Genomic DNA, 18,388 nt, shown 5'->3' on the forward strand with positions numbered 1-18,388 from the left:
CCGGCGCACGCCGTCCCGCACGGTGACCGCCGCACTACCTTGCGTACCGAGATCTGTTCGGCCCGCGTAATGTCGGCCCCATGGGCGATGAAGCGCTGCAGAAGGACGTACTGGACGAACTGGGCGAGGACCGCATCCAGGAGCTCGCGGGGGAGCTCGGCACCGACGCCGACGGGGCGACGCAGATGGTGCGCGAGACCGTCGCGGCCCTCCCCGAGGACCTCACCCGCGAGAACGGCAACGGAGCGGCCCCGGCCGGAGCGGCCGGCCTCGGCGGGTTCGGCGGTCTCGCGCAGGGGCTGGGCGGCACCGGCCTAGGCGGCGGGCTGATGTCCGGCGTCCTCGGCAGGATCACCAAACCCGTCGCCGAGACCGTCGCCAAACGTACGGGCCTGCCGGCCGCCCAGGTCGCCCGGGCGCTCGAACTGCTCCTGCCCGTCGTCATGACCGCCATCGCCAAGCGCCGGGGAAGGAAGCGGTAGACCGCACGGCCCGCGGGACGGCCGCCGCACCGCCGCGGCCGTCCCGCCGGGCGGCGGCGGGCGCAGGCCCCGGGGGCGGCCGGCGGCTCCCCGCGGCGGATCCGGCGGGCGCACCGGGCGGCTCGCATAACATCGTGCTGTATCCCGGCCCCGCACAGAGGGCCGCCGCCAGCCGACGATGGACCCCCCGAGTGCCCCGATCCGCCCGTCCCGACGCCGGGAGAGCCGTGCCGCGCCCGCGTACCGCGCCCCGCAGGCGCCCCCTGCGGGCGCTCGGGGCGCTGGCCGCGCTCGCGGCGGCGGTGACCGCGGTGACGGGGTGCGCGAGCGCGGGCGAGCCGGTCGGCGCCGGACGCACGGCCCCCGCCTCGGCGCCCTCCAGGCTCTGGCCGCAGGCGACGCCCGCGCCCTCGCCGAGCGGGCCGCAGCACGACGGCGAGACGGCCGAGAAGGTCCCCGGCGTCGCCCCCGTCCCCTCCGGCGACATCCACAAACTCGATGCGTACGCCCTGGTCAAGGCCGAGGTCGCGGCCAACCGCAAGACCACCGGAGCGGACGCCCTCGACGACGCCACCGCGGCCAAGCTGGCCTCGTCGTGCTCCGCCGCGCGGCAGCAGCGGAACTGCCCCATGCGCAAGCCCGTCTACAGCGACCTCACCGGCGACGGCCGCGACGACCTGGTCGTCGGCATCGAGATGGAGGACCACTTCCTCTCGCTGCGCGCCTACACCCTGGTCAAGGGCGAGCCCACGCGCGTCCTGTCGACCATCGCCCAGCCCTCGTCCATCGAGGTGGCGGGCCGCGACCTCATCGTCTGGGAGCCCTGGACGACCCCCCACTACGCCCTGCGCTCCGTCTACACCTGGAACGCCCAGACCCACTACATGGACTTCCGGCGCTACGAGATCCGCCGCGCCGAGAACCCCGCCTCCTCCGGCACGCAGCGCGACGGCGAGGGGCGCTCGTGACCGCCGCCCGGCCGCGGGGCCTGCGGGCCCGGCTCCGCAGGCTCTCCCGCCTCGGCTCGCTCTACGGGAAGTTCACGCTCTTCCTCGCCGTCGTGTGCTGCGTCGTCGCGACCGTGCTCGGCGTCCTCGTGCACGTCATCGTCACCCGCCAGACCGTTCACCAGGCCCGGTCCGAGGCCCTCGCGCGGCTCGACTCCGCCACCAAGGCCTACGCGTCCGGCGACCCGATGCACCACCCCGCGTCCCTGAACCCGTCCGACCTCCCGCGGCGGCTCCGGGAGATGGCGCTGCGCGGCGAGCGCGGCACCGCCCTCGGCGACCACGACGGCACCCCCACCATGTGGGCCGCCGGGCCCGCCGACGCCGGCGTCATCACCGCCCGCTTCGACTACCGGCACAGCAAGGACACCATCGACGGCCTCGACCGGGCCATCGCCGGCTCCGCCACGCTGGCCATCGGCGGCACCCTGCTCATCGGCGTCTTCGCCGTCTCGCGGGTCACCCGCCGGCTGCACCGCACCGCCGACGTGGCCCGCCGCATCAGCGCGGGCGACCTCGACGCCCGCGTCGCCGACCCGCGCACCACGCGCCCCGCCCGCGAGCAGGACGAGGTCGCCGCCGTCGCCGCGGCGCTCGACGCCATGGCGGGCACCCTGCAGGCCCGGCTGCAGAGCGAGCAGCGCTTCACCGCCGATGTCGCCCACGAGCTGCGCACCCCGCTCGCCGGCCTGCAGGCCGCCGCGGACCTGCTGCCGCCGGGCCGCCCCACCGAGCTCGTGCGCGACCGGGTGCAGACCCTGCGCCGCCTCACCGAGGACCTGCTGGAGATCTCCCGGCTCGACTCGCTGACGGAGCAGGCCGACCTGGACGCGCACTTTCTCGGGCAGCTCACCGAGCGGGCCGTCCGCGCCTCCGGACTGGAGGCCGAGGTCCACGTCGTACGGGACGCGTGCGTGGAGACCGACCGGCGCCGCCTGGAGCGGGTGCTGAGCAACCTGCTCGCCAACGCCCACCGGCACGGCCGCCCGCCCGTCGTCGTCACCGTCGACGGCCCGGTCGTCTCCATCCGCGACCACGGCGAGGGCTACCCGGGCTACCTCCTCGAAGGCGGCCCGCAGCGCTTCCGCACCGAGCCGACGCGCACCGGCGGCAAGGGGCACGGCCTGGGCCTGACCATCGCCATCGGCCAGGCCCGCACCATCCACGCGGAGCTCACGTTCGCCAACGCCCCCGGCGGCGGCGCGCTGACCACCCTGACGCTGCCCGAGTACGACGAGTACGCGGCGCGGCCGGAGGAGCCGGAGTAGCCGGGCGGCCCGGCCGCGGCGGGTCGAGCCGCGGGCGCCGGTGCCCGGCGACGTGCCGGCGCACATTACCTCCCGCCGTAACGGCGTATCACCACGACGGCGGGGGTCCGGCGGACTCCGGAGATCTGTGGATCAGGCCGCTCGAGCCCCGGCGGGGACCGCGGCCCGGGTGCCGAACCAGCGGGACAGCGCGCCGCCGAGCGCGCCGGCCGCGTCCGGGAGGGAAGCCGCGTCCGCGGCCCACGCCGTGAAGCCGTCCGGGCGGACCAGCAGCCCCGCCAGCTCCGGGCACTCCGGCGCCGCGGCGGTCACCACCGACACCCGGTCGCCGTACCCCTCGGCGGCGGCCCGTATCGCGGGCGCGTCCGCGAGGTCCAGGAGGAGGGCGCGGCCGTCGTGGAGGTGGTCGGCGAGCCTGCCGCCGCCGGCGAGTTCGAGGTCCGGGGCGCTGCCGCCGACGAGCGGGTGGTCGCCGGGTGCGGCCATGGAGTCGTGGCGCTGCCACACGCCGGAGATCTTCTTGGTGAAGAACGTCGTGCCGGCGACGGTGTTCGCGTACTCCGCGACCACCTCGCGCAGCGCCATCGCGTGGGACTCGGGCCGCATCAGCGCGACCTGGGCCCGGGTCCACTCCAGCACCCAAGCGCCGATGGGGTGCCGCTCGGCGGTGTAGGTGTCCAGCAGGCCCTCGGGCGCCCAGCCGCGTACGGTGGCGGCGAGCTTCCAGCCGAGGTTCATCGCGTCGCCGATGCCGAGGTTCAGGCCCTGGCCGCCGAACGGCGAGTGCACGTGGGCGGCGTCCCCGGCCAGCAGCACCCGCCCGGAGCGGTAGTCGGCGGCCTGGCGGGCGTTGTCGGTGAAGCGGGTGGCGGTGTGCACGGCGGTGACGGTGACGTCGGCGCCGGAGACGTGGCGCAGGGCGGCCTGCAGCTCCCCGGCGGTGATGGGGGCGTCGCGGTCGGCGGGCGGCCCGTCGAACTCGACGGTGAGGATGCGCCCGGGGAACGGCCCGTGCGCGTAGGTGCCCGTGGGCGTCCGGTTCCAGCCCTTGCCGAGGGCCTCGGCGCCCTCCATCGTCACCATCGCCTGATGCCCCGTGATGGACGGGTCGGTGCCGGGGAAGGCGAAGCCGCCGAGCTTGCGGACCGTGCTGCGGCCGCCGTCGCAGCCCACCAGCCAGCCCGCCCGGACCGCGGTGCCGCCCACGTGCACGGTGACGCCCTCGTCGTCCGCGTCGAAGCCCGTCAGCTCCGCGCCGCGGCGCACCTCCACGCCCAGCTCCGCGGCCCGCTCACCGAGCAGGCGCTCCAGGGGTTCCTGGGGGACGAAGCCGACGTCCCCGGCCGGGCCGGCGCCCGCGAAGTCGGGGTCGGCGGTGTCCAGCAGGGCGCCGCTGAGCGGGATGCCGGCGAAGTGCCCGGCGAACTTGGGCGGCATCTTCACCGGGCCGCCGCGGCCGCCCTGCTGCTGCGCCATGAAACCGCTGATGCGGTCGAGGTTCTCCTGCTGGATCGCGGCCAGGGCGGGCAGCAGGCCGCGCCGGTAGAAGGCCTCCGCGGAGGGCGTGTTGATGGCCCCCGCCTTGATGGTCGTGTCGACCTCGGTCAGCCGCTCGACGACGAGGACGTCCACCCCCGCCAGCCGCAGCTCGCACGCCAGCGTCAGCCCGACCGGTCCTGCTCCTGCCACAACAACGTCGTAGTCCATAGCCTTGACTATAGTCACTAAAAGTTTATGCCGGGTATAGTTTTCTCCATGATTTCCGACCCGGCTTCCCGGCCCGCCCCCGACGACGGACTCTCCCTGCGCGAGCGGAAGAAGCAGCAGACCCGGCAGCGGATCTCCGACGTGGCCACACGGCTCTTCGCCGCCCGCGGCTTCGACAAGGTGACCGTCGCGGAGGTCGCCGAGGCCGCCGGCGTCTCGGCGATGACGGTCTTCAACCACTTCGCGCGCAAGGAGGACCTCTACCTCGACCGGATCCCGGAAGCGCTCGCCCTCTTCACCCGGGCCGTCCGCGAACGGCGCCCCGGCGAGACCGCCGCCGAGCCCGTCCGCCGCCTCTTCCTCGGACTCGCCGACGCGCGCCACCCCCTCGGCGCCCTGGGCGACACGTTCCCGGCGTTCTGGCGCGTCATCCTGGACTCGCCCGCCCTGCGCGCCCGCGTCCGCGAAGCCGTCGAGGAACTGGAAGGCGCCGTCGCGCAGGCCGTCGCCGAGACGACCGGAGCCCGCCCCGGCGACCCGGTGCCCCGGCTGACCGCGGCCCTCACCGTCACCGCCTACCGCACCGTCTGCGCCACCACCATGGCCCGGCTGCTGGCGGGCGAGCGCGCTGACGACGCCGCCCCCGGCCACCGCGCGCTCATCGACACCACGTTCGACGCCCTGGAGGCGGCGCTGCGGGCGCTCGGCGGCCCGGCCCGCGCGCCCGGGAGCCCCTGACGCGCCCGGTGTAGCCTCAGCCGCATGCCACCGCAGCCTCGCCGCCACCGGCCGTGGACCGCGGCCCTCGTCGAGGAACGGCCCCGCCCCGAGCGCATACGGACCCGCGCCGGGGGCTGGCGGCTCGCCGTGGCCACAGTGTGCTTCGGCGCCTTCATGGGCCAGCTCGACGCGAGCATCGTCACCCTCGCCTACGGCGGGCTGCGCAGCGAGTTCCACGCCTCGCTGGCCGCCGTCGAGTGGGTCTCGCTGGCCTACCTCCTCACGCTCGTCGCCCTGCTGGTGCCGGTGGGCCGGCTCGCGGACGCCCACGGCCGCAAGCTGTTCTACCTCTACGGGTTCCTGGTCTTCACCCTCGCCTCCGCCGCCTGCGCCCTCGCCCCGTCCCTCGGCGTCCTCGTCGGGTTCCGGGTGCTGCAGGCCGCCGGGGCCGCGATGATGCAGGCCAACAGCGTGGCCCTGGTGACCACCAGCGCCCCGCGCGGGAAGATGCGCGCCGCCCTCGGCGTGCAGGCCGCGGCCCAGGCCCTGGGGCTCGCCCTCGGCCCGACCGTCGGCGGCGCCCTGGTGGCCGGGCTCGGCTGGCGCTGGGTCTTCGCGGTCAACGTGCCCGTCGGCGTCGCCGCCCTCGTCGCCGGCCAGTACCTGCTGCCCCGCACCCGTACGCGCAGCCCCGTGGCCGGTGCCGACCGGCTCGGCCCGGTGCTCCTGGCGGTCGCGACCACCTCGCTGCTGCTGGGCCTGTCCATGCTGTCCGGCCTGTCCGTGCCCGTCTGGGCCGTCGCCGCCCTGTTCGCCCTCGCCGCCGTGGCGGCCCGGGGCTTCGCGCTGCGCGAGCGGCGCGCCGCCCGCCCGCTGGTCGACCCCGCCCTGCTGCGGCGCCGGGCCGTCGCCACGGGGCTCGCCGGGGCGCTCGGCGCCTACCTCGTCCTCTTCGGCCCGCTCGTGCTCGTGCCGGTCGTGCTGACCGGCGCCGGCTCCTCCGAGCTGCACGCCGGACTGGTCCTGACGGCCCTTCCGGCCGGCTTCGCGCTGGCGGCGACCTGCGCGGACCGCGTCCTGCCCGTGGCGCTCGGCGACCGGGCCCGGTGCCTGCTCGGCGCGGCCGTCGCGGCCGCCGCCCTGGCCGCGATGCTCGCCCTGCCGCTGACCGCCGTACCGCTGGTGCCGCTCCTCGCGCTCCTCGGCCTGGGCCTCGGCACCTTCACGCCCGCCAACAACGCCCTGGTCATGGGGGCGGTGCCGGCCTCCGCCTCCGGCACCGGGGGCGGGCTGGTCAATATGGTCCGCGGCCTCGGGACCGCCCTCGGCATCGCCCTGGTCACCCTCGCCCTCCACCTCTCCGGGGCGGCCGGACCGCACCGGGCCGTCGCCGTCCTGCTGGGCGTCGCGCTCCTCGTCGCCGTCGCCGTGGCGCTCGGCCCGCCGACACGCCGTAACACGAGCCGCACATCACCCGGACGACCCGCACGAGGCGCCGGACGCTAGCGGGACAAGTACCGTCCGCGGCATGAGGTCCGTACTCGCACCCTCCCTCTCCCTCCCCCTCGCCGCCACCCTGCTGGCATGCGGTCTCACCGGCTGCGCGAGCCGTGACGAGGCGGCAGGCCGGCCGGATCTGACCCGCTATTACGACCAGGAGATCTCCTGGGAACCCTGCTCCCGGGAGCAGGACAGGACGGTCAGGGACGAGACGCGCAACGCCGGCCGCACGGCCGAGTGCGCCCGCCTCACCGTCCCCCACAGCTACGACGACCCCGCCAAGGGCGAGCTGCGGCTCGCCCTCATGCGCTACCGCGCCGCGGACCGGGACCACCGCCTCGGCTCCCTCGTCGTCGGCTTCGGCGGCCCGGGCGCGTCCGGGCTCGGACAGCTCGGCGCCCGCGGCCCGGACGGCTTCGGCAAGGCCGCCGGCCGCTACGACCTCGTCGCCTTCGACCCGCGCGGCGCCGGCGCCAGCTCCCCGGTCCGCTGCGGCACCGGCGACGGCCTCCCGGACGCCGCCCGCGGCCGGGACGACGACGCGGACGGCGCAGGCGACGCCTCCGAACTCGCCGACCGCATCGGCGACCGGGCCAAGGCCCTGCACGACTGCGCCAAGCGCACCGGGCCCGTCCTGCCCTACCTCGGCACCGTCCACGCCGCCAAGGACCTGGACGTGCTGCGTGCCGCCCTCGGCGAGGACAGGCTGAACTACCTCGGCTACGCGCAGGGCACCCGGCTCGGCGCCGCCTACGCCCACCGCTACCCGCACAAGGTCGGCCGCATGGTCATGGACAGCGTCGACGACCCGGCGCCCGACCTGCGCAGGAACGCCCTCGCCCGCACCGCCGCCTACCAGAAGGCCCTGCGCCACGCGGTGGAGATCTGCACCCGGCGCGGCGACGAGGACTGCATCCTCGGCTCCGACACCGACCGCGCCATGGAGACCGTCACCGCGGCCTTCAACCGCCTCGACGAACACCCGCTGCCGTGGGTGAACGGCACCACCCTCGACCGGGAGGCGGCCGTCACCCAGACCATGGGCCTCCTGCGGTCCCGCGAGGGCCTCCCCGAGGCCCCCAACCTCCTCGCGGCCATCGTCCACCGGCTGCGCCCCGGGGAGGCCGCGCACATGGCCCGGGAAGCCGTCGCCCGCGCCGGCGGCAAGGACACCGGAGACCGTGCCGGTGCCGGTTCCGCGACGGCGGCCGTCAACTGCGCCGACACCAGGAGCCGTTACACCGCCGACCAGGTAGCCGCCGCCTACGACGACTTCGTCGAGGCGTCCCCCGTCTTCGGCCCCGCCCTGGCCGCCGGCATGGCCGCGTGCACCGGATGGCCGCAGGCCGGGGACGACGGCTCCCACGACGTCGCCGCCCCCCGCGCCCCGAAGATCCTCCTGCACACCCCCGAGTTCGACCCCGCGACCCCCGTGGCGTGGCTGCGCCGCATGGCCCGGGCCCTCGGCCCGTCGGCGGTCACCATGACGGACACGGGCGGCGGGCACGGCGTCTACGGCTCGTCGGACGCCGACTGCGTCAACGAGAAGGTCGACGCGTTCCTCCTGGACGGGAGGCTGCCGGCCGACCGGACCCGCTGCACCTGACGCACCGGCGGCCTTCCGGTGCTCCATTGGAGGGGGAGTGACGGCCGGGCTGATGCGCCACGCCCGGCACCCGGGCAGGCATCAGCCCGTAGGGCGTCACCGAACGAAATGGAGTGTGCAGGATGCGTATGGGACACCGGTTCACGGCCGCAGCGGCAGCCCTCGTCCTGGCGACAGCACCGGCAGGTGCCGCGCTCGCCTGCGACAAGGGGGAGGAGACGGACAAGAAGACGGAGTACACGGCCGAGCACACGGCGGACAAGAAGTCGGAGAAGAAGCCGGGAGAGCAGCACGGGAAGAAGCCGGGGAAGAAGCACGGGAAGAGGACGGGGACCAGGGCGGAGACCGACGGCGCCTTCCTGAGGACGGCCCGCCAGGCCGGTCTGGCGGAGATCGCCATGAGCAGGGACGCCGCGAAGAACGCCGTCATGCCGTGCGTCAAGAAGACGGCCGAGACCCTCGTCAAGGACCACACCACGATGGACAAGGAGCTCAGGGATCTGGCCCGCCGCCTGAAGGTGACCCTGCCCGGCAAGGAGACGACCGAGCAGCGCAGGTCGCTGCGCGACATGCGCAAGAAGGCGCACAAACGGGAGTACGACACGCTCTGGCTCAAGGCCGCGGAGGCCGGGCACGTCCAGGCCCTCGAACTCCTCGACGACGAGATCGCCAAGGGGAAGAACGCCGAGGTGCGCGAGGCGGCCCGGATGGCGAGACCCATCATCGCCGCTCACCTGGCGAAAGTGCAGGTGTGCCAGAAGGAACGCTGACGGGCCGCCGGCCGCGGGCCGCCCCGGCGCTCAGCCGGCCGCGGCCGGCGGCTGCTCTCGGCCCGGATCGTCGAGCGCGGCGTCGGGCTCGGCGTGCGGCCCGGCGGCGCTCGCCTCCTCCGGCGCCGCCCCGAGGAGCACCCTCGCGGCGGGCGGCGCGCGGCAGGTCCGCCCGCCGCCCGCATATTTCAGGCTGCAGCTATCTTTCCCGCCCGAACCGCCACTGAAGCATTCATCTCCGCCGGAACCCATGCAGTTCCCGGGAGGCTCCCGGCCACGGCGAAGCCGATGTATCGGCCAATGAAGTCCCGGCGTGCGTAGCCCTGCTGCAGCCGCCCCCGTCCGTCGTTCTACGGGGGTCGGCCCGTATCTGATGGGGTATCAGTCGGTCGTATCCGGAGAAAAGCGGCCGGGGGACGGCCGGACTGCTACGGAATTGAGACAGGCCTGGTCATGCCCTGCCCTGCCCGCATGGCATCCTGGGCCGTCATGAGTTCTGCCGGACGGGATCGGCGGATGTCCGGGGATTACGAGGATGCATCAATGAGACTCTGCTTCCTGGTGGAGGAGCAGTACCGGCACGACGGCATGCCGGTGGATGTCATCCGCCAACTCAGGTCCTGGGGCCACCACGTGGACGTGCTCAGGCCCGGCGGCTCGCTCCTCAGGCTCTCCGACGCGGTGGCCGCCGGCCGCCACGACGCCTGGGTCCTCAAGACCGTCTCCGGCGGCCCCGGCCTCACCCTGCTGGAAGCCGCGGCCGGCGCCGGCCTCACCACCGTCAACGACGCCCGCGCCATCCGCGGCGTGCGCGACAAGGTGCTGGCCGCCGTGACCGCCGAGCGGCACGGCCTGCCGGTGCCCGTCACCTACGCGGCCCTGCGCATCGAGGACTTCGCGGAGGTTCCCGCGGCCGCCTACCCGCTCGTCGTCAAGCCCGCCGACGGCAGCTCCGGCCGCGCCGTACGGCTCGTGCCCTCCCCGGACCGGCTCACGGACCCGGCCTCCCGCGACGAGTCGCCCCACGGCGGCATGCTCATCGCCCAGCCCTACGTCCCCAACTCCGGCACCGACCTCAAGGTGTACTGCGTCGACGGCCGGCTCTACGCCACCGAGCGCTGCTCCCCCCTCCACCCCGACCAGCCCGCCGTCGAACGGCAGGTGCCGCTCGGCGCGGAGGTGGCCGCCATCGCCGCCCGCGTCGGCGAGGTCTTCGGCCTCGACCTGTACGGCGTGGACGTCGTCCTCGGGCCCGACGGCCCCGTCGTCGTCGACGTCAACGACTTCCCCAGCTTCCGTCAGGTCCCCGACGCGGTCGCCCGCGTGGCCTGGGCGATCCTGCGGCTCGCCGACGCGGGAGGCGAGCGGCCCCTGCCCGCGGCGGGCGCCTCCGCCGCGCTGCCCCTCGGCGGCGCCCCGGGCGGCGACGCATGAGGATAGGCCTGCTCACGCCCTCCCCCGACCACCCGCTGCTCGCCGCCGCCACGGCTCTGCTGACGCCCCGCCACCACGTGGCCGCCCTGGACCCCGCGACCGCCGCCGACCCCCCGGTCGGCGACCTCGCCGACGTCTACCTGCTCAAGACCCGCACCCCCCGTGCCCTCGCCTTCGCCCGCCGCCTCGAAGAGCGCGGCGCGCCCGTGCTGAACTCGGCCGGCTCGACCGCGCAAGTCCAGGACCGGACCGCCATGGCCGGCATCGCCCTGCGGGCCGGCCTCCCCTTCGTCGCCACCGCCACCGAGCCCTCCCTCGTGGGCCTGGCCGCCCGCGGCGACCTGTCCTACCCCGTCGTGATCAAGAGCCGGCACAGCCGCCGCCACGACCTGGTGGCCCGCGTCGACGACCCCGTACGGCTCGCCGTGCTCGCGGCCGAGTGGGGCGACGAGCCCGTCGTGGTGCAGCGCTTCACCCCCAACGACGGCTGGGACCACAAGCTGTGGGTCGTCGGCGACCACGTCTTCGCCGGCCTCCGCCGCTCCGAACTCGCGCCCCCCGCCGGCACGGGCACCGAGTCCCTGCCCACCGACCGGCTGCCGGCGGGCTGGCTCGACGTCGTCCGGCGCGTCGGCGAGGTCTTCGCCCTGGACGTGTACGGCGTCGACCTCCTCGACGTCGCCGGAACGCCCCTCATCGTCGACGTCAACGCCTTCCCGGGCATCCGCGGCCAGTCCGGCGCGCCGGAGGCGCTGGCGTCCTTGACGCTCAGCACGGCGGCGGGCGCGCACCGCCCCCGCGCACTGGCCCCGGCCCAGCCGGTGAGCTGACGGTCTTTCTTCCGCCGCGGCGGCGAGCGACCACTGGCGTGGTGCCCGGCGGTGCCGAACGGTCTGAGGCGTGGACGGCACCGCCGGTCAGGCCGGTGGTGGCTGAGCGCCGCGGCGGCGGGTTCATGGAAGACAGGGCCTGCGTCTGCTGGGAGCGGCCCTCGACCGCGGGTTCGTGGGGGTGCGCCCTGCGCCTCAGGGCGGGCCGCCGTTCGTGCGGATGGTGCGCGAACCCCCGCCCGTACGGGACAAGGGGATTCGACTCATCCGTCCCAGTTGTCCGCCCCGTCACAGTCCGCGGCCCGGGCCGGCCCGGGCCGTGACTCTCTCCCTCCGCAGCCGTTGACCCGGCCAGATCAGTCCTCATGCAAAACGGGGCTGCCGAAGGCCGTACGACGATCCCACCCGGAGCGCCGGCGGGCCCGGGCCCCGCGCCGGCGGAATCCGCGCGGCGCCGGAGACCGGGCTACCGACCGCCGTCCGCGCGGGCCGTCGCGGCCCTTCCGACCGGCGGCCGTCTCTCGGCGCGAATCCGCGCTGTGACGGCGGGAGACGGCCGCCACACCTTCGTGAGGGACACCGACGCCGAGGTGAGGGAACCCGCATGAGCCTGCTCCGCAAGATCCGTGAGACCGGCCGGGTGGCCGAGGACGCCCCGCCCCGCCCGGCCGGGGACCCGCCGCTGGGCGCCGCGGAACTGGCCGGCTCGGCCCACGTGCGCTGCATCGACGCCGGCTCCTGCAACGGCTGCGAGATCGAGATCGCGGCGGCCTTCGGACCGGTGTACGACGCCGAGCGCTACGGGGCCCGCCTGGTGGCCTCGCCCCGCCACGCCGACGTGGCCCTCGTGACCGGCGCCGTCACCCGCAACATGGCCGAGCCGCTGCGCCGCACCGTCGCCGCGATGCCCCGCCCCCGCCTGGTGGTCGCCGTGGGCGACTGCGCGATCGGCTGCGGGGAGTTCGCCGGCGGCCACGGCGTGGAGGGCGCGGTCGGCGACGTCGTCCCCGTCGACCTGCAGGTGCCGGGCTGCCCGCCGGAGCCGGAGCGGATCGTGGCGGCGCTGCGCGTCGTGACCGGCCGGTGAGCCCGTACGGGACGTTCCGGAAGCCGGCGGCGGGGGCGGCGGGGGCCGGAAGACCGGCGCCCGGGAGCCGTTCGATAGGCACTCGCACCCGTACCCGTACCCCCGCGGGGCAGGCCGCATGAGCTCGGCCGAGTCCGCGACGGTGGTGGCCGCGGGCCTCGCCGGCGCGGGGGTGCTGGCGGGCATGCTCCTGCCGGGCCGGATCCGGGTCGTCGCCGTGGGCCTGTGCACGGCGGGGCTGGGCGGCGCGGGAGTCGCGGGCGGCGTCGCGGCCCTGGGCGGCACCCGCTGGTCCGCGCACCTGCCGGGCCTGCTGCCGCTGGCCGGACTGCACCTGGCCGTCGACGCCCTCTCGGGGCTGTTCATGGCCGTCGCCGGCGCCGTGGTCCTGGCGGTCGCCGTGTACGGCATCGGCTACGCGTCGGGGCGCGGCCCGCGCGGCCCCGCCTCGCGCGGCGTCCAGTCGGCCCTGCCGGTCTTCGCGCTGACGCTGGTGCTGGTCCCGGCGGCCGCCTCCGTGTCGTCGTTCCTGCTGCTGTGGGAGGCGATGGCGGTGACGTCGCTCGTCCTCGTCCTGGCGGACCAGCGCGAGCGCTCCACCGTCCGCGAGGCCGGCGTCTGGTACGCGGTGATGACGCACTTCGGGCTCGTCCTCCTGCTGGCGGGCCTCTCCCTGTTCGCGGCCGGCGCGGGCGGCGAGACCTTCGCCCAGCTGCGCGCCGGGGCGAGCGGCATGTCCCCGGGCGCGCGCGGCGCGGTCTTCGTCCTCGTCGCGGCGGCGTTCGCGTCGAAGGCCGGCATGGTGCCGCTGCACCCGTGGCTGCCGCGCGCCCACCCCGAGGCGCCGAGCAACGTCTCGGCGCTGATGAGCGCCGCGATGGTGAACCTGGGCGCGTACGGGATCATCCGCGTGAACTTCGAACTGCTGGGCGGCGGGCCCCGCTGGGGCTGGCTGCTCGTCCTGGCGACGGGCGCCCTGTCCGCCGTCTACGGCATCCTGCAGGCGGCCATGGCGTCGGACATCAAGCGCCTGCTGGCGTACTCGACGTCGGAGAACCTCGGCCTGGTCCTCATCGGCGTCGGCGCGGCGGGCCTGTTCGCCTCCTCCGGCTACCCCGTCCCCGCGGCCCTCGCCCTGGCCGCGGCCTTGCTGCACGTCACCAACCACGCCGTCTTCAAGGCCCTGCTGTTCTGCGCGGCCGGCTCCGTGGTGCGCGCCACGGGCGTGCGCGACCTCGACCGCATGGGCGGGCTGCGCGCGCGGATGCCGGCCACCGCCGGCTTCTTCGCGGTGTCGTCGCTGGCCGCGGTGGCCCTCCCGCCGGGCAACGGCTTCCTCAGCGAGTGGCTGCTGCTGCAGTCCCTGATCCACGGCATGACCGTGCCCGGGGTGTCCACGGCGATCGTGCTGCCGCTCGCGGTCGCCGTCATCGCCCTGTCGGCGGGGCTCGCGGCGGCCGTGTTCGTCAAGGCCCTCGGCGTCGGCTTCTTCGCCCGGCCCCGCAGCGCGCGGGCCGCGTCCGCGGAGGAGAGCCCGCCGCTGATGCACCTCGGCATGGGCCTGCTGGCCATCGGCTGCACGGCCCTCGCGCTCGTGCCCGGCACCCTGGGCAACAGCCTGTCGCGAGCGGTCGCCGCGGCCGGGCTCCACGGCGGCCGTCCCCTGGCGGGCGGCGGCCTGGCGCTGAAGCTGGACCAGGTCGCCGCCTCGCTCTCCCCCCTGTGGGTGACGGCGGCCCTGCTCGCGGGCGTCGTCGCCGCGTCGGGCCTCATCCGCCTCACCACCCGCCGCGGGCGCCGGACGAACGCCCGGCTGTGGGACTGCGGCGGCGGCGCCCCCACGCCCCGCATGTCGTACACGGCGACCTCCTTCGCGGAGCCCCTGCAACGCGTCTTCGACGACGTCCTGGAACCCGAACAGGGCGTCGACGTCACTCCGGTGCGCGACTCCGCCTACCTCGTGGAGCGCGTGCGCTTCCGGCGCAGCGTCCCCGACCGGATCGAGCACCGCCTCTACCGGCCCGTCCTGGCCGCCGTCGAGTCCCTCGGCCGGGCCGCCCGCCGGCTGGCCCCCGGCAGCGTGCACCGCTACCTCGGCTACGGGTTCTTCGGTCTCGTCGCTCTCCTGCTGGCCCTGGCAGTCGGCTGGTGAGCGCCACCGCGCACGAGGAGACGCCGTGAACGGCACCATGACCGCCACCGGCACGGCCGCGGTGACCCTCCAGGTCGCCCTGGTCGCCGCCGGTGCACCCCTGCTCGCCGGACTGATGCGGCAGGTACGGGCGCTGCTGGAGGGCCGGGTCGGGCCGGGGGTCACCCAGCCCTGGCGCGACCTGCGCAAACTGCTGCGCAAGGAGGCCGTGACCCCGGCCGGCACCGGCCCGGCCTTCCGGCTCGGACCGCTGGTGCTGGTCGCCACCACGGCCGTCGTCGCGGCGCTCGTCCCGCTGGCCTCGACCGCCACGCCCGTCAGCGGCGGCGCCGACCTCATCCTCGTCGTGGCGCTGCTCGCGCTCGGCACGGTCGCCCTCGCCCTGGCCGGCCTGGACACCGGCACCGCCTTCGGCGGCATGGGGGCCTCCCGCGAGATGACCGTGGCCGCGCTCGTCGAACCGACGATCCTCCTCGCGGTGTTCGCCCTGTCGATACCGGCGGGGTCGACGAACCTGTCGGCCATCGTCTCCGGCGGCATCCACGACCCGGTCCGCCTCGCCTCCCCGGCGGGGCTGCTGTCCACCGCGGCCCTGGCCGTCGCCGTCCTCGCCGAGACCGGCCGGCTGCCGGTGGACAACCCGGCCACCCACCTGGAACTGACGATGGTCCACGAGGCGATGGTGCTGGAGTACGCCGGACCCGACCTCGCCCTGGTCGAACTCGGCTCCCAGATGCGGCTGACCGTCCTGCTGGGCCTGCTCGCCTCGCTGTCCGCCCCCTGGGGCATCGCCACGACCGCCTCCCCGGCGGCCCTCGTCCTCGCCCTCGTCCTGCTCGCGGTGAAGGTCGCCCTGCTCGGCGCGGCACTCGCCGCGGCCGAGGTGTTCTGGGCCAAACTTCGGCTCTTCCGCGTGCCCGAGCTGCTGGCCGGCTCCTTCCTGCTGGCACTCCTCGCGGTGACCGCCTCCTACTTCCTCACGGGAGAGTGAGTGAGGGACTCATGACCGACAGCGTCTACACCCAGCTGCTCGACCTGGCGTGCGGCGCGTTCCTGCTCGCGGCCGTCGTCGTCCTGTGGCTGCGGCAACTGTCCTCGATCGTCCAGGTGTTCGCCCTCCAGGGCGTCGCCCTGGCCGCCGTCGCCGCCCTCCTCGGCCTGCACGAGGACCGCCTCGGCCTGCTCGCCGTCGCCGCCGGCATCGGCCTGCTGCGGGCCGGCGCCCTGCCGCGCCTCATGCTGCGCGCCCTGACCGCCGGCACGCCGCACCGCTCCCATCCCCACTACGAGGAGGACGTCAGCGAGAGCCGCGAGACGCGACCCCTGGTCAACGTCGCCGCGTCCCTGCTGAGCGCGGCCCTCCTCACCCTCCTCGCCTACGCCGTGTCCCGGCCGCTGGTCGAACTGCACTCCACGCCGGCGACCCGGGCCCTGCCCGTCGGGCTCGCCGTCGTCCTCATCGGCTTCTTCACCCTGGTCACCCGGCGCCGCGCGCTGGCCCAGGTGGTCGGCTTCCTGCTGCTGGACAACGGCATCACCGTCACCGCCTTCCTCGCCGCCTCCGGAGTCCCCCTGATCGTCGAACTCGGCGTGTCCTTCGACGTCCTCCTCGCCGTTCTCGTCCTGCAGATCCTCACCACCCGGATGCGGGCCGCCTTCGGCGGCACCGGTATCGACGACCTGCGGGAGCTACGCGACTGATGACGCACGCCACCACCGCACTGCTGCTGACCGCGCCCATCGTGGTGCCGCTCGCCACGTCCGCCGCGTACGCCGCGTCCGGCCTGCGCGACGCGAAGGCACGCGCCGGGGCCGCCGCCCTCGCGCACCGCACGCCGCGCCGGCGCGGCGCCGCGGCGCCCGTGGCCACGCTCGTCCTCCGTCCGGGCCGCGGCCCCGCCGCATACGGCACGGCACCGGCCGACGGCTCGCCGTACCCGGCCCGGGGCGAGTCCGCCTGGCCGGGCGGGGCGCCCGCGGCGCCTTCGGACCTCGGAGCCGGATCCGGCGGCCCGGCCAAGGGTCCGGGCGTGTCCACCCGGGCCGGCAGAGGCGGCTCCGTGCCGTCCGGCCCCGGCACCGGACCTGACGGTTCCACCGGCCCGGGCAGGGGACCGGGCTCGTCCGCCCGCCCCGGCAGCGGATCCCCGGCACCTTCCGGCCCCGGCTCCGGAGCCGGTACGGGATCCGCCGCGGCCGCCTGGTCCGGCGCTCCGGCCGGCACCGCCCCGGACGGGATCACCCGCTCCGGCAGGGGATCTTCCGTGCCTCCGGGCGGACCCGGCACCCGGGCCGGGGGAGGCGTCCGCCCCGATGCCGGAACCGCCACATCCGCCCGGCCCGGCGCCGGACCCTCCGCGGTGCCGCGGCCCTGCGGCGCCCCCCGCACCTGGGGGGCACTCCGCGCCGCGCGCAGCGGCCCCGTGCCCCGCCCGCTCACCGGCCGGCTCGGGCTCGTCTCCCCGTTCGCGATCCTCACCTGCGGGGCCGCCCTCGCCTGCACCGTCCCCGACAGCGGTCCCGTCACCGCCTACGGGCGGCTGCTGCGCGCCGACGCGCTGACCGTCTGGATGCTCCTCACCGTCGGCGCGGTCGCCTGCCTGGCCTGCGCCGCCAACCCCGCCCACCTCGCCCACGAGCGCACCGACGAACCCGCGGCCCGCCGCTACCTCCTGCTCGTCCACGCCTTCCTCGCCGCCATGAGCGCCGCGGTCCTCGCCGCCAACCTCGGCGTGCTGTGGGTCGCCATCGAGGCCACCACCATCGTCACGGCCTTCCTCGTCGGCCACCGGCGCACCCGCGCCTCCGTCGAAGCCGCCTGGAAATACGTGGTGATCTGCTCGGCGGGCATCGCCCTGGCCTTCCTCGGCACCGTCCTCCTCTACTACGCGGCCCGCCAGGCCGGCATCCCCGAGGCGGACGCCCTGGACTGGCAGGCCCTCAGGGCGCACGCCGACCGGCTCGACCCGTCCGTCACCCGGCTGGCCACCGGCCTCGTCGTCCTCGGCTTCGGCGCCAAGGCCGGCCTCGCGCCCCTGCACGCCTGGCTGCCCGACGCCCACAGCCAGGCACCCGCGCCCGTCTCGGCCCTGATGTCCGGCGTCCTGCTCTCCGTCGCCTTCGCGGGCCTCCTGCGCTACAAGGTGATCGCGGACGCGGCCCTCGGCACGGGCTTCACCCGCACCCTGCTCGCGGGCGTCGCCGTCCTCACCCTCGCCCTGGCCGCCGCCCTCCTGCTGGCCCAGCGTGACTGCAAGCGCATGCTCGCGTACTCCAGCATGGAGCACATGAGCCTGATCGCCCTCGGCACGGCCGTGGGCAGCCCGCTCGCCCTCTCCGCCGTCCTGCTGCACATCGCGGGCCACGGGCTCGCGAAGACCGTGGCGTTCTGCGCCTCCGGCCACATCGCACGGTTGTGCGGCACCACCCGCATCGGCAGGATCCGCGGACTGCTCGCCCACTCGCCCTGCCTCGGCACCGCCTTCGGCGCGGCCGTCGTGGCCCTGCTCGGCCTGCCGCCGTTCGGCCTCTTCGCCTCCGAACTGGGCATCGCGCGTGCGGGGTTCCTCTCCGGCCCCCGCTGGGCCCTGGCCGCCGCCCTCGTCCTGATGCTCGCGGCCTTCGCCGCCCTGGCCGCCCGCGCCGCCCGGATGCTCCTGGGGCCGCCGCCGGGCGAGGACGACGAGGAGGAGCCCGTACCGCTGGGCGCCGACGCCGCGGCCCCCCTGGTCGCCGGCCTGGCCGCCTGCGCGGCCCTCGGCGTCACCACCGGGCCCCTCACCACGCTGCTGTCCGAGGCCGGCGAGATCATCGGAGGCCACTGAG

15 protein-coding genes are annotated in these 18,388 nt (G+C 75.8%); 14 read left to right on the forward strand and 1 reads right to left on the reverse strand.

Going from position 1 to position 18,388, the window contains the following annotated elements; translation table 11 throughout:
- Positions 1 to 80 precede the first annotated feature (80 nt).
- From IF61_RS0108040 to IF61_RS36860, 3 genes are all read left to right on the forward strand, one after another.
- Positions 81 to 482, forward strand: a complete 402-nt coding sequence (locus IF61_RS0108040; protein ID WP_030365570.1) for a DUF937 domain-containing protein — start codon at positions 81 to 83, stop codon at positions 480 to 482.
- 227 nt (positions 483 to 709) lie between these two features.
- Positions 710 to 1,450, forward strand: a complete 741-nt coding sequence (locus IF61_RS36855; RefSeq protein ID WP_052392498.1) for a hypothetical protein — start codon at positions 710 to 712, stop codon at positions 1,448 to 1,450.
- Positions 1,447 to 2,757, forward strand: a complete 1,311-nt coding sequence (locus IF61_RS36860) for a sensor histidine kinase (protein ID WP_397945263.1) — start codon at positions 1,447 to 1,449, stop codon at positions 2,755 to 2,757. Before IF61_RS36855 ends, IF61_RS36860 begins: the two co-directional genes overlap by 4 nt.
- A 132-nt stretch (positions 2,758 to 2,889) precedes the next feature.
- On the opposite strand, the gene IF61_RS0108055 is transcribed toward IF61_RS36860, so the two are convergent.
- Positions 2,890 to 4,464: an FAD-dependent oxidoreductase gene (locus IF61_RS0108055; protein WP_030365573.1), complete on the reverse strand. Its 1,575-nt coding sequence runs from the start codon at positions 4,462 to 4,464 to the stop codon at positions 2,890 to 2,892.
- A 48-nt stretch (positions 4,465 to 4,512) separates the two neighbouring features.
- Here IF61_RS0108055 and IF61_RS0108060 point away from each other — a divergent pair, with 48 nt between their 5' ends.
- From IF61_RS0108060 to IF61_RS0108115, 11 genes are all read left to right on the forward strand, one after another.
- Complete coding sequence (locus IF61_RS0108060; protein ID WP_030365574.1) at positions 4,513 to 5,202, forward strand: TetR/AcrR family transcriptional regulator; 690 nt, start codon at positions 4,513 to 4,515, stop codon at positions 5,200 to 5,202.
- A gap of 24 nt (positions 5,203 to 5,226) precedes the next feature.
- A complete protein-coding gene (locus IF61_RS0108065) occupies positions 5,227 to 6,690 on the forward strand; it encodes an MFS transporter (protein WP_052392499.1) in 1,464 nt (487 codons plus the stop codon).
- Between the two features lie 22 nt (positions 6,691 to 6,712).
- Entirely contained in the window at positions 6,713 to 8,290 is a 1,578-nt protein-coding gene (locus IF61_RS0108070; protein ID WP_052392500.1) for an alpha/beta hydrolase, read from the forward strand.
- Between the two features lie 122 nt (positions 8,291 to 8,412).
- Positions 8,413 to 9,060 carry a DUF4142 domain-containing protein gene (locus tag IF61_RS33250; protein WP_078660045.1) on the forward strand — a complete coding sequence of 216 codons (648 nt, stop codon included), beginning with the start codon at positions 8,413 to 8,415 and terminating at the stop codon, positions 9,058 to 9,060.
- A 543-nt stretch (positions 9,061 to 9,603) separates the two neighbouring features.
- A complete protein-coding gene (locus IF61_RS0108085; protein WP_052392502.1) occupies positions 9,604 to 10,494 on the forward strand; it encodes an ATP-grasp domain-containing protein in 891 nt (296 codons plus the stop codon).
- Complete coding sequence (locus IF61_RS0108090) at positions 10,491 to 11,324, forward strand: ATP-grasp domain-containing protein (protein WP_052392503.1); 834 nt, start codon at positions 10,491 to 10,493, stop codon at positions 11,322 to 11,324. The genes IF61_RS0108085 and IF61_RS0108090 overlap by 4 nt, the downstream gene beginning before the upstream one ends.
- A 604-nt stretch (positions 11,325 to 11,928) precedes the next feature.
- Positions 11,929 to 12,411: an NADH-quinone oxidoreductase subunit B family protein gene (locus IF61_RS0108095; protein ID WP_030365580.1), complete on the forward strand. Its 483-nt coding sequence runs from the start codon at positions 11,929 to 11,931 to the stop codon at positions 12,409 to 12,411.
- A gap of 118 nt (positions 12,412 to 12,529) precedes the next feature.
- On the forward strand, positions 12,530 to 14,563 hold the full coding sequence (locus IF61_RS0108100; RefSeq protein WP_030365581.1) for a proton-conducting transporter transmembrane domain-containing protein: 2,034 nt from the start codon (positions 12,530 to 12,532) through the stop codon (positions 14,561 to 14,563).
- A 25-nt stretch (positions 14,564 to 14,588) separates the two neighbouring features.
- Positions 14,589 to 15,554, forward strand: a complete 966-nt coding sequence (locus tag IF61_RS0108105; RefSeq protein WP_245684441.1) for a respiratory chain complex I subunit 1 family protein — start codon at positions 14,589 to 14,591, stop codon at positions 15,552 to 15,554.
- An 11-nt stretch (positions 15,555 to 15,565) separates the two neighbouring features.
- Complete coding sequence (locus IF61_RS0108110) at positions 15,566 to 16,264, forward strand: hypothetical protein (protein ID WP_030365583.1); 699 nt, start codon at positions 15,566 to 15,568, stop codon at positions 16,262 to 16,264.
- Positions 16,264 to 18,387: a proton-conducting transporter transmembrane domain-containing protein gene (locus IF61_RS0108115; RefSeq protein ID WP_245684442.1), complete on the forward strand. Its 2,124-nt coding sequence runs from the start codon at positions 16,264 to 16,266 to the stop codon at positions 18,385 to 18,387. Before IF61_RS0108110 ends, IF61_RS0108115 begins: the two co-directional genes overlap by 1 nt.
- Position 18,388 lies beyond the last annotated feature (1 nt).

The sequence above is a fragment of the Streptomyces roseoverticillatus genome (assembly GCF_000719265.1).
Classification (GTDB): domain Bacteria; phylum Actinomycetota; class Actinomycetes; order Streptomycetales; family Streptomycetaceae; genus Streptomyces; species Streptomyces roseoverticillatus.